21 protein-coding genes are annotated in these 13,600 nt (G+C 52.0%); 9 read left to right on the top strand and 12 right to left on the bottom strand.

The genetic code is table 11. The features are described 5' to 3' along the window. Nucleotides 1–13 precede the first annotated feature (13 nt). The gene (locus tag QMG44_RS09185) at nucleotides 14–883 is read left to right on the top strand and encodes an ion transporter (RefSeq protein ID WP_086532416.1); all 870 of its coding nucleotides are present in this window, start codon (nucleotides 14–16) and stop codon (nucleotides 881–883) included. 31 nt (nucleotides 884–914) lie between these two features. Here QMG44_RS09185 and QMG44_RS09180 read toward each other — a convergent pair whose 3' ends face one another. Beyond that, nucleotides 915–1,244: an HI1450 family dsDNA-mimic protein gene (locus tag QMG44_RS09180; protein ID WP_006810881.1), complete on the bottom strand. Its 330-nt coding sequence runs from the start codon at nucleotides 1,242–1,244 to the stop codon at nucleotides 915–917. Nucleotides 1,245–1,277: 33 nt separating this feature from the next. Continuing rightward, nucleotides 1,278–2,738 carry a cardiolipin synthase gene (cls, locus tag QMG44_RS09175; protein WP_014170441.1) on the bottom strand — a complete coding sequence of 487 codons (1,461 nt, stop codon included), beginning with the start codon at nucleotides 2,736–2,738 and terminating at the stop codon, nucleotides 1,278–1,280. A gap of 144 nt (nucleotides 2,739–2,882) precedes the next feature. On the opposite strand from cls, the gene QMG44_RS09170 reads away from it, so the two are divergent. From QMG44_RS09170 to leuE, 4 genes are all read left to right on the top strand, one after another. Further along, nucleotides 2,883–3,056: a YciY family protein gene (locus tag QMG44_RS09170; RefSeq protein ID WP_086463573.1), complete on the top strand. Its 174-nt coding sequence runs from the start codon at nucleotides 2,883–2,885 to the stop codon at nucleotides 3,054–3,056. Between the two features lie 116 nt (nucleotides 3,057–3,172). Next, the gene (locus QMG44_RS24300; RefSeq protein WP_014170440.1) at nucleotides 3,173–3,301 is read left to right on the top strand and encodes a KPN_01571 family protein; all 129 of its coding nucleotides are present in this window, start codon (nucleotides 3,173–3,175) and stop codon (nucleotides 3,299–3,301) included. 12 nt (nucleotides 3,302–3,313) lie between these two features. After that, entirely contained in the window at nucleotides 3,314–3,724 is a 411-nt protein-coding gene (locus QMG44_RS09165; protein ID WP_025203932.1) for an Exc2 family lipoprotein, read from the top strand. 67 nt (nucleotides 3,725–3,791) lie between these two features. Next, a complete protein-coding gene (gene leuE, locus QMG44_RS09160) occupies nucleotides 3,792–4,427 on the top strand; it encodes a leucine efflux protein LeuE (protein WP_020882385.1) in 636 nt (211 codons plus the stop codon). 35 nt (nucleotides 4,428–4,462) lie between these two features. Here leuE and QMG44_RS09155 read toward each other — a convergent pair whose 3' ends face one another. After that, nucleotides 4,463–4,759 (bottom strand): YciI family protein, encoded by a 297-nt coding sequence (locus tag QMG44_RS09155; RefSeq protein ID WP_014170437.1) that lies wholly within the window; start codon nucleotides 4,757–4,759, stop codon nucleotides 4,463–4,465. A 221-nt stretch (nucleotides 4,760–4,980) separates the two neighbouring features. On the opposite strand from QMG44_RS09155, the gene tonB reads away from it, so the two are divergent. Continuing rightward, entirely contained in the window at nucleotides 4,981–5,703 is a 723-nt protein-coding gene (gene tonB, locus QMG44_RS09150; protein WP_025203933.1) for a TonB system transport protein TonB, read from the top strand. Between the two features lie 39 nt (nucleotides 5,704–5,742). On the opposite strand, the gene yciA is transcribed toward tonB, so the two are convergent. The 4 genes from yciA to QMG44_RS09130 all read right to left on the bottom strand — a co-directional run bounded on the left by yciA (nucleotide 5,743) and on the right by QMG44_RS09130 (nucleotide 8,008). After that, nucleotides 5,743–6,138: an acyl-CoA thioester hydrolase YciA gene (gene yciA, locus QMG44_RS09145; RefSeq protein ID WP_014170435.1), complete on the bottom strand. Its 396-nt coding sequence runs from the start codon at nucleotides 6,136–6,138 to the stop codon at nucleotides 5,743–5,745. 104 nt (nucleotides 6,139–6,242) lie between these two features. Next, the gene (locus QMG44_RS09140) at nucleotides 6,243–6,782 is read right to left on the bottom strand and encodes a septation protein A (protein ID WP_020882387.1); all 540 of its coding nucleotides are present in this window, start codon (nucleotides 6,780–6,782) and stop codon (nucleotides 6,243–6,245) included. Nucleotides 6,783–6,834: 52 nt separating this feature from the next. Further along, a complete protein-coding gene (locus QMG44_RS09135) occupies nucleotides 6,835–7,578 on the bottom strand; it encodes a YciC family protein (protein WP_020882388.1) in 744 nt (247 codons plus the stop codon). 25 nt (nucleotides 7,579–7,603) lie between these two features. Then, nucleotides 7,604–8,008: a YkgJ family cysteine cluster protein gene (locus QMG44_RS09130; protein WP_032678333.1), complete on the bottom strand. Its 405-nt coding sequence runs from the start codon at nucleotides 8,006–8,008 to the stop codon at nucleotides 7,604–7,606. Nucleotides 8,009–8,290: 282 nt separating this feature from the next. On the opposite strand from QMG44_RS09130, the gene ompW reads away from it, so the two are divergent. Beyond that, a complete protein-coding gene (gene ompW / locus QMG44_RS09125) occupies nucleotides 8,291–8,923 on the top strand; it encodes an outer membrane protein OmpW (protein WP_014170432.1) in 633 nt (210 codons plus the stop codon). Nucleotides 8,924–9,138: 215 nt separating this feature from the next. Here ompW and QMG44_RS09120 read toward each other — a convergent pair whose 3' ends face one another. After that, on the bottom strand, nucleotides 9,139–9,345 hold the full coding sequence (locus tag QMG44_RS09120; protein ID WP_232937582.1) for a hypothetical protein: 207 nt from the start codon (nucleotides 9,343–9,345) through the stop codon (nucleotides 9,139–9,141). Nucleotides 9,346–9,468: 123 nt separating this feature from the next. Between QMG44_RS09120 and QMG44_RS09115 the strand changes: the two genes are divergently transcribed. Further along, on the top strand, nucleotides 9,469–9,807 hold the full coding sequence (locus QMG44_RS09115; protein WP_081146675.1) for an energy transducer TonB: 339 nt from the start codon (nucleotides 9,469–9,471) through the stop codon (nucleotides 9,805–9,807). Nucleotides 9,808–9,836: 29 nt separating this feature from the next. On the opposite strand, the gene uspF is transcribed toward QMG44_RS09115, so the two are convergent. The 4 genes from uspF to QMG44_RS09095 form a co-directional block, all read right to left on the bottom strand. Next, a complete protein-coding gene (gene uspF / locus QMG44_RS09110) occupies nucleotides 9,837–10,271 on the bottom strand; it encodes a universal stress protein UspF (RefSeq protein WP_014170429.1) in 435 nt (144 codons plus the stop codon). A gap of 140 nt (nucleotides 10,272–10,411) precedes the next feature. Next, nucleotides 10,412–10,645: a sulfurtransferase-like selenium metabolism protein YedF gene (gene yedF, locus QMG44_RS09105; protein WP_014170428.1), complete on the bottom strand. Its 234-nt coding sequence runs from the start codon at nucleotides 10,643–10,645 to the stop codon at nucleotides 10,412–10,414. Then, on the bottom strand, nucleotides 10,642–11,853 hold the full coding sequence (gene yedE, locus QMG44_RS09100) for a selenium metabolism membrane protein YedE/FdhT (protein ID WP_014170427.1): 1,212 nt from the start codon (nucleotides 11,851–11,853) through the stop codon (nucleotides 10,642–10,644). Before yedE ends, yedF begins: the two co-directional genes overlap by 4 nt. Nucleotides 11,854–12,030: 177 nt before the next feature. Continuing rightward, nucleotides 12,031–12,579: a TetR/AcrR family transcriptional regulator gene (locus QMG44_RS09095; protein WP_049023770.1), complete on the bottom strand. Its 549-nt coding sequence runs from the start codon at nucleotides 12,577–12,579 to the stop codon at nucleotides 12,031–12,033. A 240-nt stretch (nucleotides 12,580–12,819) separates the two neighbouring features. Between QMG44_RS09095 and QMG44_RS09090 the strand changes: the two genes are divergently transcribed. Then, on the top strand, nucleotides 12,820–13,599 hold the full coding sequence (locus QMG44_RS09090; protein ID WP_086532418.1) for an SDR family oxidoreductase: 780 nt from the start codon (nucleotides 12,820–12,822) through the stop codon (nucleotides 13,597–13,599). The last annotated feature ends 1 nt before the right edge of the window (nucleotide 13,600 follow it).

The raw sequence follows: 13,600 nt of genomic DNA, 5'->3' as shown, positions 1-13,600 counted from the left end.
CGCAAGGGCTGACATGATGTCAGCCCTTATTATTTGCGAGGTTAATGTGTCGCGATTATTCACCTCCGTCCGTCGGCGGCTCTATCATCTTTTATTCGATCCTGAAACGGTAACCGGACGGCGTTTTGAAGCCCTCTGCGCGCTGTTTGCGCTGCTCAGCGTGGTGATCATTTTTATCGAATCGGGCGTCGGAACGCAGTATCACCTGACGCTGGAAGAATGGCATCTTTTTGTCTGGCTGGAGCTGGTCATTACGCTGGTCTTTACCGCTGAATATTTCCTGCGGGTATTCTGTTGGCCTGATCCGGCCAAATATGTCTTCAGCTTATGGGGATTTATTGATTTAGCCACGATCCTGCCGCTCTATGTCATGTGGCTATGGCCGGAAATCAGTCTGAGCTATGTTTTTGCCTGGCGAGCGATGCGTGTTATTCGGGTGTTACGCATTCTTAAACTGCTGCGGTTTATGCCGTCATTGCGGATATTCTGGAGTGCCATCGTCAGCGCGCGGCATCAACTGATCCTGTTCTACTCATTTATTGCCATCGTCATGGTGATATTCGGCGCGCTGATGTATTTGATAGAAGGGCCGAAGAATGGCTTCTCAACGCTGAATGCTTCTGTTTATTGGGCGATTGTGACCGTTACGACCGTTGGCTATGGTGATATAGCCCCTCACACTCCGCTGGGACGGATTGTCGCCTCGGTACTGATTCTGATTGGTTATTCGGTGATTGCGGTCCCGACAGGGCTCATTACTACGCACATGAGCAGCGCCTTTCAGAACCGTAAGGCGCAACGAAAATGCCCGAAATGTCACCAGGGTGAACATGAACACAGCGCGCGGTTTTGTAATCAGTGCGGAAGTGAGTTACCGGATTAAATAAAAAAGGCTGCAATCGCAGCCTTTTTTATTATTCGCGCCAGAGAATATGACACAGCTTGTGGTCTTTCTCGCGACACAGCAGGACGCGGGCGAAGATGTCGTTAATTTCACCGCCATCTTCATCGGCCAGGCCAATCACCACTTCGGCAAAGAAGTCAGGATTAAGGTCGAAATCCACATGTTCAGCCCAGTCTTCAGAAGGGTCGAACAACTCGGCGCCCCCGCGCTCTTCAAACTGGAGATTAAAGAGGATCACGTCTGCGGGATCGAGGTTATCAACCGCCAGTTCGAGAAAAATGTCATAGGCCTGTTCGAGCGTTTCGTCTTCGGTCAGGCGATTGTTCAGATCCATTTCCATGATGACTACCTGTTTAACATCGTTGGGCACGTTTTACAGCAACGGACTAAAGAAGTAAAACAGTCGTTCGGTAATTCTCTGCCACAGCGGGCGTTTAACCCACAGTCTGGCATCCAGCAGTCGCGAGCGGGAGATATAATCATCCTGGACCGCGGCCAGATCGCCGCCAAAGCCGGCATCATCGATCACCAGTGTGATTTCAAAGTTCAGCCACAGACTGCGCATATCCAGGTTAACCGTACCCACCAGACTTAACTCGCCGTCGACAAGCACGCTCTTGGTGTGGAGTAATCCGCCTTCAAACTGGTAGATTTTCACCCCCGCAGCCAGCAGTTCACTGAAGAATGCCCGGCTGGCCCAGCCCACCAGAAGCGAGTCATTTTTGCGTGGCAAGATGATACTCACATCGACACCGCGCTGTGCCGCGGTACAGATGGCGTGCAGCAGGTCATCGCTGGGAACAAAGTAGGGGGTGGTCATGATCAAATATTCACGCGCTGCGTAAGTGGCCGTCAGCAACGCCTGATGGATCAAGTCCTCCGGGAAGCCCGGTCCGGAAGCGATAGTATGGATGGTGTGCCCGCTGGCTTCTTCAAACGGCATGATATTGCCATCCGGTGGCGGCGGCAGGATACGTTTCCCGGTTTCTATCTCCCAGTCGCAGGAATAAACGATACCCATCGAGGTGGCAATGGGCCCCTCCATTCTCGCCATCAGGTCTACCCATTGCCCGACACCCGAGTCCTGCTTGAAGAACCGCGGGTCAACCATGTTCATGCTGCCGGTATAGGCAATATAGTTGTCGATCATGATCATTTTACGGTGCTGGCGAAGGTCCATCCGGCGCAGAAACACACGCAAGAGATTGACCTTCAGCGCCTCAACCACTTCAATACCGGCATTACGCATCATGCCCGCCCAGGGGCTACGGAAGAAGGCGACGCTGCCAGCGGAATCCAGCAACAGGCGGCAATGAATGCCCCGACGCGCAGCGGCCATCAGCGATTCTGCAACCTGATCGGCCATTCCGCCAGGCTGCCAGATATAGAACACCATCTCGATATTATGGCGAGCCAGTTGAATATCGCGGATGAGGGCCTGCATGACGTCATCCGAGGAGGTCAGCAACTGGAGCTGGTTGCCCTTAACGCCGCCAATGCCCTGACGGAGTTCGCACAGCTTAAACAGCGAGGAGGCAACACTGCTGTTCTCCTCGGCAAAGATATGTTTGCAGGCTTTGAGATCGTTGAGCCATTTGGCGGTTGAAGGCCACATGGCGCGGGCACGCTCGGCACGGCGTTTACCCAGATGTAGCTCACCGAAAGAGAGATAGGCAATAATCCCCACCAGCGGCAGGATGTAGATTATCAGCAGCCAGGCCATGGCAGAGGGTACGGCTCTGCGCTTCATCAGGATGCGCAAAGTCACACCCGCGATTAACAGCCAGTATCCCAGAATGACCAGCCAACTCACCACGGTGTAGAAGGTTGTCATAGGTAAAAAAATCCTTTTGAAAGCGTATTGTTATGAGTGTACGCATCAGGAATCATCTGGCAAATAAAAACGCCAGTTAAAAGCGCTGGTTTGCTGCGGGGTTGGGTTTATAATGGGGTTTCTGTTAGAGAAAGAGTTGTAAACATGAAGCGCAGTAGAACAGAAGTAGGGCGCTGGCGCATGTTGCGACAGGTGAGTCGTCGCAAGGCTCGTTGGCTGGAAGCACAATCCCGCCGCAATATGCGTATACACGCCATCAGAAAATGTGGAATGACCAGACACCGTAACGCGTTGCTGTTCGCTACACAGGTTATCTGAGAACCATCAGGGCACCGTTAAGGTGCCCACTGATTTTCAGGCTATCATTTTTCGCAGTCTCTCCTCCGATTCATTCCGCGATATACTCCGCCCTCTTAATCTTATGCATTTCAAAGATGAATCCTTATCTCTGGGTATTTATTGTGCTGCTTGCGCTGGATGCGATCAGGGAAAACGCAGGATTATCGTCATTATCCGCGTTGATTAATTTACTGCTCAGCGGGATATCGCACTGGATAAACTAAAAAGGAAAAGAGATGAACGGAAAAGTGGTTGCTGCCCTTCTTGGGATTGCAGTGTTGAGCGGTTGTGCCAGCAGTAAAACGTCACCGGAAAGGCATGCTTATTATTTCGTGTCGCATAAAACCAATTTTACTGGCGGCAATTTTACGTCAAGTGTATCGCAAAATTATCGTCTGAATGTCCCTCAGTTCCGTGAGCTGTATGAGCAGGGGAAAACCGATCGCGCTGCAGGACGCACACTGTCTGAGGCTAACCAGTACGCCCAAAGCATTCGCGATCAACTGAAGAATCAGGCGAAAACGGAGCATGCTTTCGACGGTAATACCGCGGATAAATGGACGTCTCAAATGGAAGAGAAGGACGCCGTTTTATTTGGTAACGAACTGGCTGCGACTTATCTTGATGGCTATAACGGCGTACAATAGCGTCTGATTTTGGGGATATCGTATTTGCAGCGGTATTCCCGTCGTTTTTTAGCAAAAGGAGGGAGAGGTGTTTGCGGAGTTTGGTGTACTTAATTTCTGGACCTATGTTGTAGGGGCATTTTTTATCGTGCTGGTGCCTGGACCGAACACATTGTTTGTACTGAAAACCGGTATTGGGCACGGTGTTAAAAAAGGGTATCTCGCCGCCACTGGCGTATTTATCGGCGATGCAGTGCTGATGTTTCTGGCCTGGGCGGGCGTCGCAGCATTAATCCAGACGACCCCGGTTCTGTTTAATATTGTGCGCTACCTTGGCGCTTTCTATCTCCTGTGGCTCGGCGGCAAAATGCTCTGGTCAGTCATCACCCGTCAGAAGAATACCCATGAGAGCGGAACCGAGCCTGCGAGCATGATCATGAAACGCTCGCTGGTGCTGAGCCTGACGAATCCAAAGGCTATTTTGTTCTATGTCTCGTTCTTTGTGCAGTTCATCGATGTGAATGCGAAAAACACGGGCACGTCTTTCCTGATCCTCGCGACCACGCTGGAGCTGATTAGCTTTATGTATATGAGCTTCCTGATCTTCTCTGGTGCGTTTGTCACGCGTTATCTGAAAACCAAAAAGAAACTGGCAAAGCTGGGGAACGGGCTGATTGGGCTGCTGTTTGTCGGATTTGCGGCGCGCTTAGCGTCACTGCACTGAAGAGATGAGTGGCTCCTTTCGGAGCCACTTTTGTATCAAAACACTTTCTTGTACGGGCGAACCGTCACCTTCGCATAGACACCTGCGGCAACGTACGGGTCTGCATCAGCCCAGGCCTGAGCCGCTTCCAGGGATTCAAACTCGGCAATCACCGTGGAGCCCGCGAAACCGGCAGCGCCAGGGTCATTGCTGTCTACCGCAGGCATTGGACCCGCGGTCAGTAATCGACCTTCATCCTGGAGCAGTTGTAAACGCGCCAGATGGGCAGGGCGAACGGACTGGCGTTTTTCGAGGGAATCAGCGACATCTTCAGAGTAAATCACGTAAAGCACGGTGAAGCTCCTTAACCATTAAAAGTGTCAGTAACGTTATGTGAAAGGACAACTGACTGCAATGTAAAGATAAAAACAATGTTAAAACCCTGTTCTGAATGCGCCTTTTTTGGCCTCTCTTGCGCTTAAATTGCGCCAGGACAAAGTGTCTTATTGAATATGATTGCTATTTGCATTTAAAATCAGTGTTCGGTTTTTTAACGTTGATGATTATGACTTCGATGACCCTTGATTTACCTCGCCGCTTTCCCTGGCCGACGCTGCTTTCTGTCGTTATTCACGGTGCTGTCGTGGCGGGTTTGCTTTATACCTCGGTTCATCAGGTTGTTGAAATGCCAGCGCCCGCACAGCCTATTTCTGTGACGATGGTCTCGCCAGCGGATCTCGAACCGCCGCAGGTTGCGCCTCCGCCGCCGCAGCCCGTCGCCGAACCGGAACCCGAACCTGAACCGGTGCCGGAACCGCCAAAAGAAGCTCCGGTGGTGATCCACAAACCCGAGCCGAAGCCGAAACCTAAGCCGAAGCCAAAACCGGTGAAGAAGGTAGAAGAACGTCCAAAACGCGAAACGCGTCCGGTTGAACCCCGCGCCACGCAGACGGTAGAAAACGCAGCACCTTCGCGTCCGGTGATGAATAACACCACGACGACAGCCAAACCGACAGTCACTGCACCCGCGGGACCGCGTGCGGTCAGCCGTAATCAGCCGCAGTATCCGGCTCGTGCTCAGGCATTACGTATTGAGGGCCGTGTACGGGTGAAATTCGATGTTACGCCGGAAGGGCGTGTTGAGAACGTGGAAATACTGTCCGCGCAGCCGTCTAATATGTTCGAAAGAGAAGTGAAAACGGCGATGCGCAGATGGCGTTATGAAGCCGGTAAACCGGGCAACGGACTGATCGTGAATATTGTCTTCCGCCTGAATGGCGGGGCACAGATGGAATAAAAAAAAGCCTCCGCAAGGAGGCTTTTTTTTACCGGGCAATCAGGCCTGAGGAAGCGGTCGGGGTTTACCTTCGTTGTCTACGGCCACATAAATAAACAGCGCTTCTGTTGCTTTATAACGCTGTCCAATGGGTTCGGACGAGACCTTTTTCACCCACACTTCGATGTTAATGGAGATGGAGGTATTGCCACGTTTTACGCAACGCGCGTAACAGCAAACCACATCACCCACTGCAACCGGGCGCAGGAAGGTCATGCCATCCACTCTCACCGTCACTACCCGGCCATGTGCAATCTCTTTTGCCAGAATAGCGCCGCCCATATCCATTTGCGACATCAGCCAGCCGCCAAAAATATCGCCATTGGCATTGGTGTCAGCGGGCATTGCCAGTGTGCGTAAAACCAGTTCGCCCTGAGGGGCGTTATTTGTTGTCATTGTTTTAACTCGTAACTGAAGACTTCAGGCGGGATGCTACTATGATTTCAGGCTGGAGAGAATAGACCAGAACGCCTGCTGCACACGTTCTGGTCGGTGAACGATCAGTGCTGGTCGTCCTGTGGCATGTGGCGATAGATATAAACGCCACTTAACAGCGTGAAGATGAGCGTCAGAGCCGTCAGGCCAAAGACCTTGAAGTTGACCCAGATATTCTGCGGCAGCCAGAAAGCAATATAGATATTGGCAAGACCACAGAGAATAAAGAAGATCGCCCAGGCGATATTCAGTCGAGACCACACTTCCTGAGGCAGCGTCAGCTCTTTGCCCAGCATGCGCTGGATCAGCGGCTTCTTCATCACCCACTGGCTAATCAGTAACGCACCCGCAAACAGAGCGTAAATCACCGTGACTTTCCATTTGATGAATTCATCGTTGTGGAAGAACAGAGTGAGTCCACCAAACACCGCGACCAGGACGAAGGTCACCAGCGCCATTTTTTCAACTTTACGGTAGCGAACCCAGCTATAGATCAGCACAACCGCTGTGGCCACGATCAGTGCAGTCGTGGCGGCATAAATGTCATACAGCTTGTAGAAAGCGAAAAATACCACGAGCGGTAAAAAATCAAGAAACTGCTTCATTCTGTGATTCCATCTTCTGTGTAGGGCCGGGCTGACGTTCCCGGCCACAGGATTACTGACGAATTAACATATACAGGCGGAACAGATAGACCAGCAGTACCGCTGAAATGAGGTTGCTCAGCGTATTTGCCACCACCGCGCCAACATTTGGCGTGAGTACCGCAAAATTCGGGGCAAACAGCAGCAGGAGCGTTTTCGCTAACAGCCAGCCGATAACAGCCGGTGCCACCAGGCGTATATTTGCCCAGGCGAGCCGGATGCTGCTGCGCATCGCGGTAAAGATCCCCAGTTTATCCTGCACGACCATTACCGGCGCGAAAGAGAGCACGATAGCCAGTAATACACCCGGCACGACGACCAGCATAATCCCCATCTGCACCAGCATGGTGGTTAAAAAGATGAGGATAAACAGCTTCGGTAATACCGGCGCGCTGGCACCAATCGCCCGCAGGGCGCTGACACGCTGACCGGCGGAAACCAGCTGAATCATCAGCAGAACGCCACCTGCCAGAATCGCATTGCCGATAAGACCAGAGAATGTCGAAGCAGCGGAAGCCCGCAGCAGGATTTGTTGCTGCTCCGGCGTCATGTTTTGTACCAGTTCAAACAACCCCACGCTATCTGCAAGGTTGTCGCCCTGGCTCAGGCTGGCAATCTGTTCGTCACTTGGCGAGAACGCATGGCCAAGCACCACTGTAATGAAGGCGCATAGCAACGCGATCAGTAAAAAGGTTAAGAACTGATTGCGGAAAAAGTTTCCCGTGTCACGGTAGACAGACTTCGCCGTGATAGACATGCACTCTCCTTGAGTATTGCAGGTGTTAATTAGCCGGCAATTGTACACCGGATAACACTGTCGTGGCAGCATCAAGGCTTGTATGGAAAAGCATATCTTTGTAAAGCGGCGGTAATCCAAAGCGCGCACGGGCACGATTACAGGCTTCATTGACCTGCCCATCCTCACCTGACATGGAAAATTCCCGGCACGGGCTGGGGCGGTGCTCGTAGATAGAGCACCGGGTGGACACCCCAGGTTCACCTTGAAGCGCAGCGCATCGGCACGGTTTTTGGTTGGTGCCACTCATGCAGCGCAGAAAAGGCGTTAACGGTTCAGTGAGATGAACCGGAACGGTACCGCCGCCATCGCTGGCTTCGGCCCAGTAGAAAGAGACTCGAAAATACGCACAACAGGCTCCGCACGTCATGCACGGGTTAAAATCACTCATGGCACACCTGCAAAAGAAGAACGCATCAAATCAACTTGTGAGAGCGCTAAATTATCCAGCCGCGAGAGGAAGAGCAAGAGGGTGAAAAGAGAAAATTTTGTAACGCCGAAATGCCAGAAATTGACCTGACGACAACTTATCGCTTTACGGTGTGTCACCAAAAATTAACCCAGATCAATAAATGTTAACTTACTGGTTTTAATGTGATCTGTAGCAGATCACTTATTACTCATTTGTGAGTATATTCTCCTCCGCGACTAAAACCACAACGATGGAGCGGATATGAAAAAATTAGCGGTGGCAGCCCTTGTATTAAGCAGTCTCTCTGGCGGCGCGTATGCGCATGAAGCAGGTGAATTCTTTATTCGTGCCGGTTCGGCAACGGTGCGTCCAACAGAAGGCTCTGATAGCGTTCTGGGTATGGGCGGTTTTAACGTCAGCAACAATACCCAGCTCGGTTTGACCTTTACGTATATGGCGACGGAGAACATTGGTGTTGAGCTTCTGGCAGCAACGCCATTCCGTCATCGCGTCGGTTTAGGGCCAACCGGGGATATCGCGACGGTGCACCATTTACCGCCAACACTAATGGCGCAGTGGTACTTTGGTGATGCTAACAGTAAGGTGCGTCCGTATATTGGCGCAGGGGTGAACTACACCACCTTCTTCGACGAGAAATTTAACGATACCGGTAAAGAAGCCGGGCTTACCGATCTCAGCCTGAAAGACTCGTGGGGTGTTGCGGGGCAGGTGGGGCTGGATTATCTGATTAACCGTGACTGGTTAATTAACGCCTCGGTCTGGTACATGGACATTGATACCGACGTTCGCTTTAAAGCGGGCGGTGAACAGCAAAGTATCAGCACTCGCCTCGATCCGTGGGTGTTTATGTTCTCCGCGGGTTATCGTTTCTGATTTATCCCCTGAGACTGGCCTGGTTATGGCCAGTCTTACTTCGGGGGCGATTAAGGTTGCCCCTCCATATTCCAGCGTGCTGAACTCATCTCAACAAATACATGCAGAACCGTAAACGGCGGAATACTGCCCGTTTAGCCGCGTCAGCCAACGCCTGACCATAACCTATTCACACCATTCCTAAAGTCGAGGTGCAGGTTGCACCGCTTACCGCTTCATGCGTGAGGATCGGTCAGTGCGGCGTCCAGTGATTGCTCAATGGCGCAGGCCTGTAGCCCGTGGATATTGTTATCCGAGACTTTACCGGAATGCTTATAAGTACAGGCATCGGGGGCACGTTGTTTGTGACAGCGTTTAGGGGGAAGGGGAACACATCCGGCAAGCACAGCAGTAATACACACTGACGAAAGAATTTGATTCATGAGAAAGTCCATTTATGAAAGTTATTCCGCAAGCAGGCTATCGGGGTTGGGAGGAGATTAATGCCAGATGTCGCAATATACTGTTCTCGAAAAGCGAGACGTTAAATTTTACAGGACATAATATTGAAAAGAATAATTATTGCGGCTGCGGTTATGCTCATTTCTGGCTGCCATCAACAGCCCATGCAACCTGAACCGGCGCAGAAACCGTGCAATGGAATAACGAATAAGCCTTTCCCTGCCATGCCCGTAAAGGCACAGGCGCTGGGCATTGAGGGTAACGTTGTTTTCTCTTTTTCTGTGGGCGACGATGGTCATCCACACGATATACGTATTGTCTCTGCACAGCCTGAAGGGGTGTTTGAACGCGAAACGCTGCGTGCCGTGCAAATATGGTGTTTATCACCGAATAAAAGCCGTCAAACAGAAACGGTCACTTTCACAGTAAATAAGCCCCGATAGCCCGGGGCTTATCTTTCCTCGCAGGCACGCTAACGCACCACCAGCACCGGGCATTTTGCGTGGCGCACGACGACCGCAGCGTTAGAGCCTAACAGATAGGTCGAAATATCAGGTCGATGAGACGCAATAATTATCAGGTCTGCATTGATACTCTCAGCCAGTTTCAGGATCTGATCTTTAGGCGTGCCAGAAATGGCGTGGGTCTGAATGCGGTCGGCCGGTAAATTGAACTGCGTAACGATCTCATTCAATTTCGCCAGCGCCTCCTGCTGCATTTCTTCCAGTTTTGGCATCTCAACGGAATAGGCCAGACCAAGAGAGGAATAGTAGGGGAAAGAAGGAACGACAGTCAGAAAATGCACTTTGCCGTTACTGATTGCTGCGTTCGCCTGAACATAGGGAATCACCTGTTCGGTCAGGCGACGCTCTGAAATATCGACAGGAACGAGAATTGACGCAAACATGCCACACCTCCTGTTTGTTTTTTATCCACTTTAAGTGTAGTTCCGGGGGAGAACAGGGGACTGTATTTACCGCCAAAGTGGGACGTAAGGCGGATTTTTGGGGCAGGAGACGCCCCGGTTAAGGGGCGTCTGTGGCGGGATTATTTCTGTATCAAATAACGAATGGTTGGCCCATCCTGTTGAATGTCCAGCACGGTGTAACCGTGGTTTTTAGCATCCAGAGGAATGTTGTTGATGGACTGCGGGCAGTCGCTCACCACCTCCAGAATTTCCCCTTTCCTGAGCTGAGGCAGGGCTTCCAGCGTAGCGACAGCGGGATAAGGGCAGGGTTCGCCCACCATATCCAGACGATAGTCAGGCACGATCTCTTTCATGCGGCATTCTCCTGCGTTTCATTTTTGACAGCAGCACGGCGGAAGAACCGTTTCTCCTGCGCAATCACCAGTAAAAAAGCGACCAGCAGCAGGGCGTACGTCACTAACAGGCCACCGAGCGGGCCGAACGTGCTGAGCAGGTTGACCTTATCCCAGTTCGTCGCGAGGACAGGAGAAAGGGAGTCCCAGTAGTACGCAAGGAGAGTTGACCCGAGCACGTTCCCCAGGCCAACCCACCAGTAATGCACTTGGCCTTCAACGGCGCGGTACATCCAGCCGGTTTCACAACCGCCAGCCAGCACAATCCCGAAGCCAAACAACAGGCCGCCAATCACCGCATTCGGGCCGGCCCACATGATTTTCGGTTCAACGCCTAACTGAACATAGCTGAAGATGCCAATAGCACTCACCGCCATCCCGGCAATAATCGCTTTTGCCATCATTGTTCGCCCGGTGATCCACATATCGCGAAACGCTGAAGTAAAGCAGATCTGCGCGCGTTCAATAAGCAAACCAAAGCCCACGCCAAACAGCATTGCCAGACCCAGTTTAGGTTGATTGAGCGCTGTACACAGTGCCCATGCCACCATGGCGAAAAAGACCAGCATTCCCAGGCGGAAACGACGGTGTGCCTGAGCCGGTTTTTGCGTCAGCGGCGATGCGGCGCTGACCTTAACCATCCTGACGGGAATACGGAACAGCGGCAAAAGGGTAAATTTTGCGCCAAAGTAAGAACCGATGGCGGTAGCGACGGCAAAGAACCAGGCATGTAGCGAAAACTGTGGGATACCGGTAAAGAAGGCGGCAAGGTTACAGCCCATCGCCAGGCGCGCACCGAAACCGGCAATCATGCCGCCGATGACCGCCTGTACGATGCGGATCCGACTTTTTGGCATTCTCAGCTTAACGTTGTTTGCCCACAGCGCGGCGGCAAAACAGCCGCCGAACATGCCGATGATCATCATCCCGTCGATGCGGGTCAGCGGAGTGCCTTCCAGATGAATGAGCTTAAAGTAACCCCACTCTTCAGCATGCACACCGGCAAGCTGCAGCAGCTGTCCACCCCAGCGGGTAAACTCGCCGGTTACAGCCCAGAACGTACCGGTAATGCCGAAATAGTAAGTAGACAGGATCCCCGCTGCGATAACGGCGGGTACAGGTGACCAGAACTTAACCAGGTAAGTCTGTTTGAAGTATTGCCATGACATGAGTAAGCCTCTGAACTCAGAAGGTATATTTGGATTTAACGGGCTGGAATATATAACTTTTTTTCTTTCTCCAAAACCTCTCCAAAACTTTTCTCAAAAATACCTACCTTTTTTATGACCTCCGTCATCAAATCTTCCTGATATCTCCTGGCAATCACTCACCCGGCTGCAAAATATTCACTCTTTTCGCGGCTCCTCACGCAGAATACGCGAGCGGCAGACATCCAGAATTTCGTCAGCGAGCGCAGAATTATCCGGGCAGGCACGGGACAACACCAGAGCCCCGACAAGATGTGCAAAGGTGTCTATCAGGTCAGCACGTGAGACATTTTCGTCGCTTAACATTGCCAGCTGGCGTTCAACCCCGGCTGCAAATGTCTCTTTGATGGACCCGGACTGACGGGCGGTGTCGGTGCCCAGGGCAGACATCACACAACCCCTGGCCATATCATCGCGATGCTGTCGGGAGAGGTAATATTCAATGAATTTTTCTCGATCCACACCCGCCAGGTTTTCCGCGGCGTGTACAAAACCACAGTTCATGGCTTCTGACATCAGGTCGGCCTTTGAACCAAAGTGCTTATAAAACCCGCCGTGGGTTAAACCCGCCGCAGACATCAGCTCCGCCACGCCCACGCCGTCATAGCCGCGCTCACGAAAAAGTTCTGATGCCGTTTCAACAATGCGCATCCGGTTTTCCCGAACCTGCTCTTTTGACACTTTCATGCGTTCCCGCCCCCTTACAAAACAAGGCTCAATTATACATTGATGATGATCATAATCAAACCAGTTGACTTTATAGATTATGATCATCATCATTAAATCCATGTCCCCGACGGCGCTTCGCAGAGGTATGCGCGCTCTGTCAGTCTGACTGAGATCAGCAAAGAGAGCCGGACATATCCCCGGATTTACCTGCATCGAACAGTGCAGATTCTGTTCAACATTGAATAAAGAAGATCACATATGACGAAAACTTCAGTTCTCATTACAGGCGCATCGACGGGTATTGGTGCTGTCTATGCGCAAAGGTTTGCGAGCCGTGGACATGACCTGGTTCTGGTTGCCCGCGATAAAACAAAATTAGACGCACTCGCCGAGCGTCTGCGACAGGAGAAGGGCGTTTCTGTAGATGTACTGCCAGCCGATCTCACTCAGGCAGCGGATTTAGCGACGGTGGAAGCTCGTCTTCGTGATGACGAAAAAATAGGGGTGCTGATTAACAACGCAGGCATGGCACAGTCGGGCAATTTTACCGGCCAGACGCCTGAGGCAATTGAGCGTCTTATCGCCCTGAACGTCACTGCGCTGACGAGGCTTGCGAGTGCCGCGGCGCCACGGTTTGTCAAAACCGGAGAAGGCGCAATCGTCAATATCAGCTCCGTCGTTGGGCTCGCCCCGGAATTTGCCATGACGGTTTACGGTGCCACCAAAGCCTTTGTGCTTTTCCTGTCGCAGGGATTGCATATTGAGCTCTCCTCCGCGGGCGTTTACGTCCAGGCGGTACTTCCGGCTGGCACTTACACCGAAATCTGGGAACGTGCAGGTATTGATATCAGTAAGGCACCCGAGATGATGGAAGTGGGTCAGTTAGTTGACGCAGCCCTGGCCGGCTTTGATCGTCGCGAACTCGTCACCATCCCTCCTTTACAAAATGCTGCCCACTGGGATGACCTGGAGACGGCGCGTCAGGCTCTGCTGGCGGATATCAATCAGGCTAAAGCGGCAGAACGGTACACAGTGTAGC

The organism is Enterobacter sp. 200527-13 (assembly GCF_027924865.1).
Lineage (GTDB): Bacteria > Pseudomonadota > Gammaproteobacteria > Enterobacterales > Enterobacteriaceae > Enterobacter > Enterobacter ludwigii.
Note: the sequence above shows the minus strand (reverse complement) of the source record. Positions and strands in the feature narration are given on the sequence as shown.

What these genes read in the sequence shown, in the direction of transcription:
- QMG44_RS09095 (WP_049023770.1), bottom strand. Translation starts at nt 12,579, where the DNA reads ATGAAAGTGTCAAAAGAGCAGGTTCGGGAAAACCGGATGCGCATTGTT.
- QMG44_RS09165 (WP_025203932.1), top strand. Translation starts at nt 3,314, where the DNA reads ATGAACGGAAAAGTGGTTGCTGCCCTTCTTGGGATTGCAGTGTTGAGC.
- ompW (WP_014170432.1), top strand. Translation starts at nt 8,291, where the DNA reads ATGAAAAAATTAGCGGTGGCAGCCCTTGTATTAAGCAGTCTCTCTGGC.
- yedE (WP_014170427.1), bottom strand. Translation starts at nt 11,853, where the DNA reads ATGTCATGGCAATACTTCAAACAGACTTACCTGGTTAAGTTCTGGTCA.
- QMG44_RS09185 (WP_086532416.1), top strand. Translation starts at nt 14, where the DNA reads ATGATGTCAGCCCTTATTATTTGCGAGGTTAATGTGTCGCGATTATTC.
- QMG44_RS09170 (WP_086463573.1), top strand. Translation starts at nt 2,883, where the DNA reads ATGAAGCGCAGTAGAACAGAAGTAGGGCGCTGGCGCATGTTGCGACAG.
- QMG44_RS24300 (WP_014170440.1), top strand. Translation starts at nt 3,173, where the DNA reads ATGAATCCTTATCTCTGGGTATTTATTGTGCTGCTTGCGCTGGATGCG.
- yedF (WP_014170428.1), bottom strand. Translation starts at nt 10,645, where the DNA reads ATGAAAGAGATCGTGCCTGACTATCGTCTGGATATGGTGGGCGAACCC.
- QMG44_RS09090 (WP_086532418.1), top strand. Translation starts at nt 12,820, where the DNA reads ATGACGAAAACTTCAGTTCTCATTACAGGCGCATCGACGGGTATTGGT.
- QMG44_RS09180 (WP_006810881.1), bottom strand. Translation starts at nt 1,244, where the DNA reads ATGGAAATGGATCTGAACAATCGCCTGACCGAAGACGAAACGCTCGAA.
- QMG44_RS09140 (WP_020882387.1), bottom strand. Translation starts at nt 6,782, where the DNA reads ATGAAGCAGTTTCTTGATTTTTTACCGCTCGTGGTATTTTTCGCTTTC.
- QMG44_RS09130 (WP_032678333.1), bottom strand. Translation starts at nt 8,008, where the DNA reads ATGAGTGATTTTAACCCGTGCATGACGTGCGGAGCCTGTTGTGCGTAT.
- tonB (WP_025203933.1), top strand. Translation starts at nt 4,981, where the DNA reads ATGACCCTTGATTTACCTCGCCGCTTTCCCTGGCCGACGCTGCTTTCT.
- uspF (WP_014170429.1), bottom strand. Translation starts at nt 10,271, where the DNA reads ATGTTTGCGTCAATTCTCGTTCCTGTCGATATTTCAGAGCGTCGCCTG.
- QMG44_RS09135 (WP_020882388.1), bottom strand. Translation starts at nt 7,578, where the DNA reads ATGTCTATCACGGCGAAGTCTGTCTACCGTGACACGGGAAACTTTTTC.
- cls (WP_014170441.1), bottom strand. Translation starts at nt 2,738, where the DNA reads ATGACAACCTTCTACACCGTGGTGAGTTGGCTGGTCATTCTGGGATAC.
- QMG44_RS09120 (WP_232937582.1), bottom strand. Translation starts at nt 9,345, where the DNA reads ATGAATCAAATTCTTTCGTCAGTGTGTATTACTGCTGTGCTTGCCGGA.
- yciA (WP_014170435.1), bottom strand. Translation starts at nt 6,138, where the DNA reads ATGACAACAAATAACGCCCCTCAGGGCGAACTGGTTTTACGCACACTG.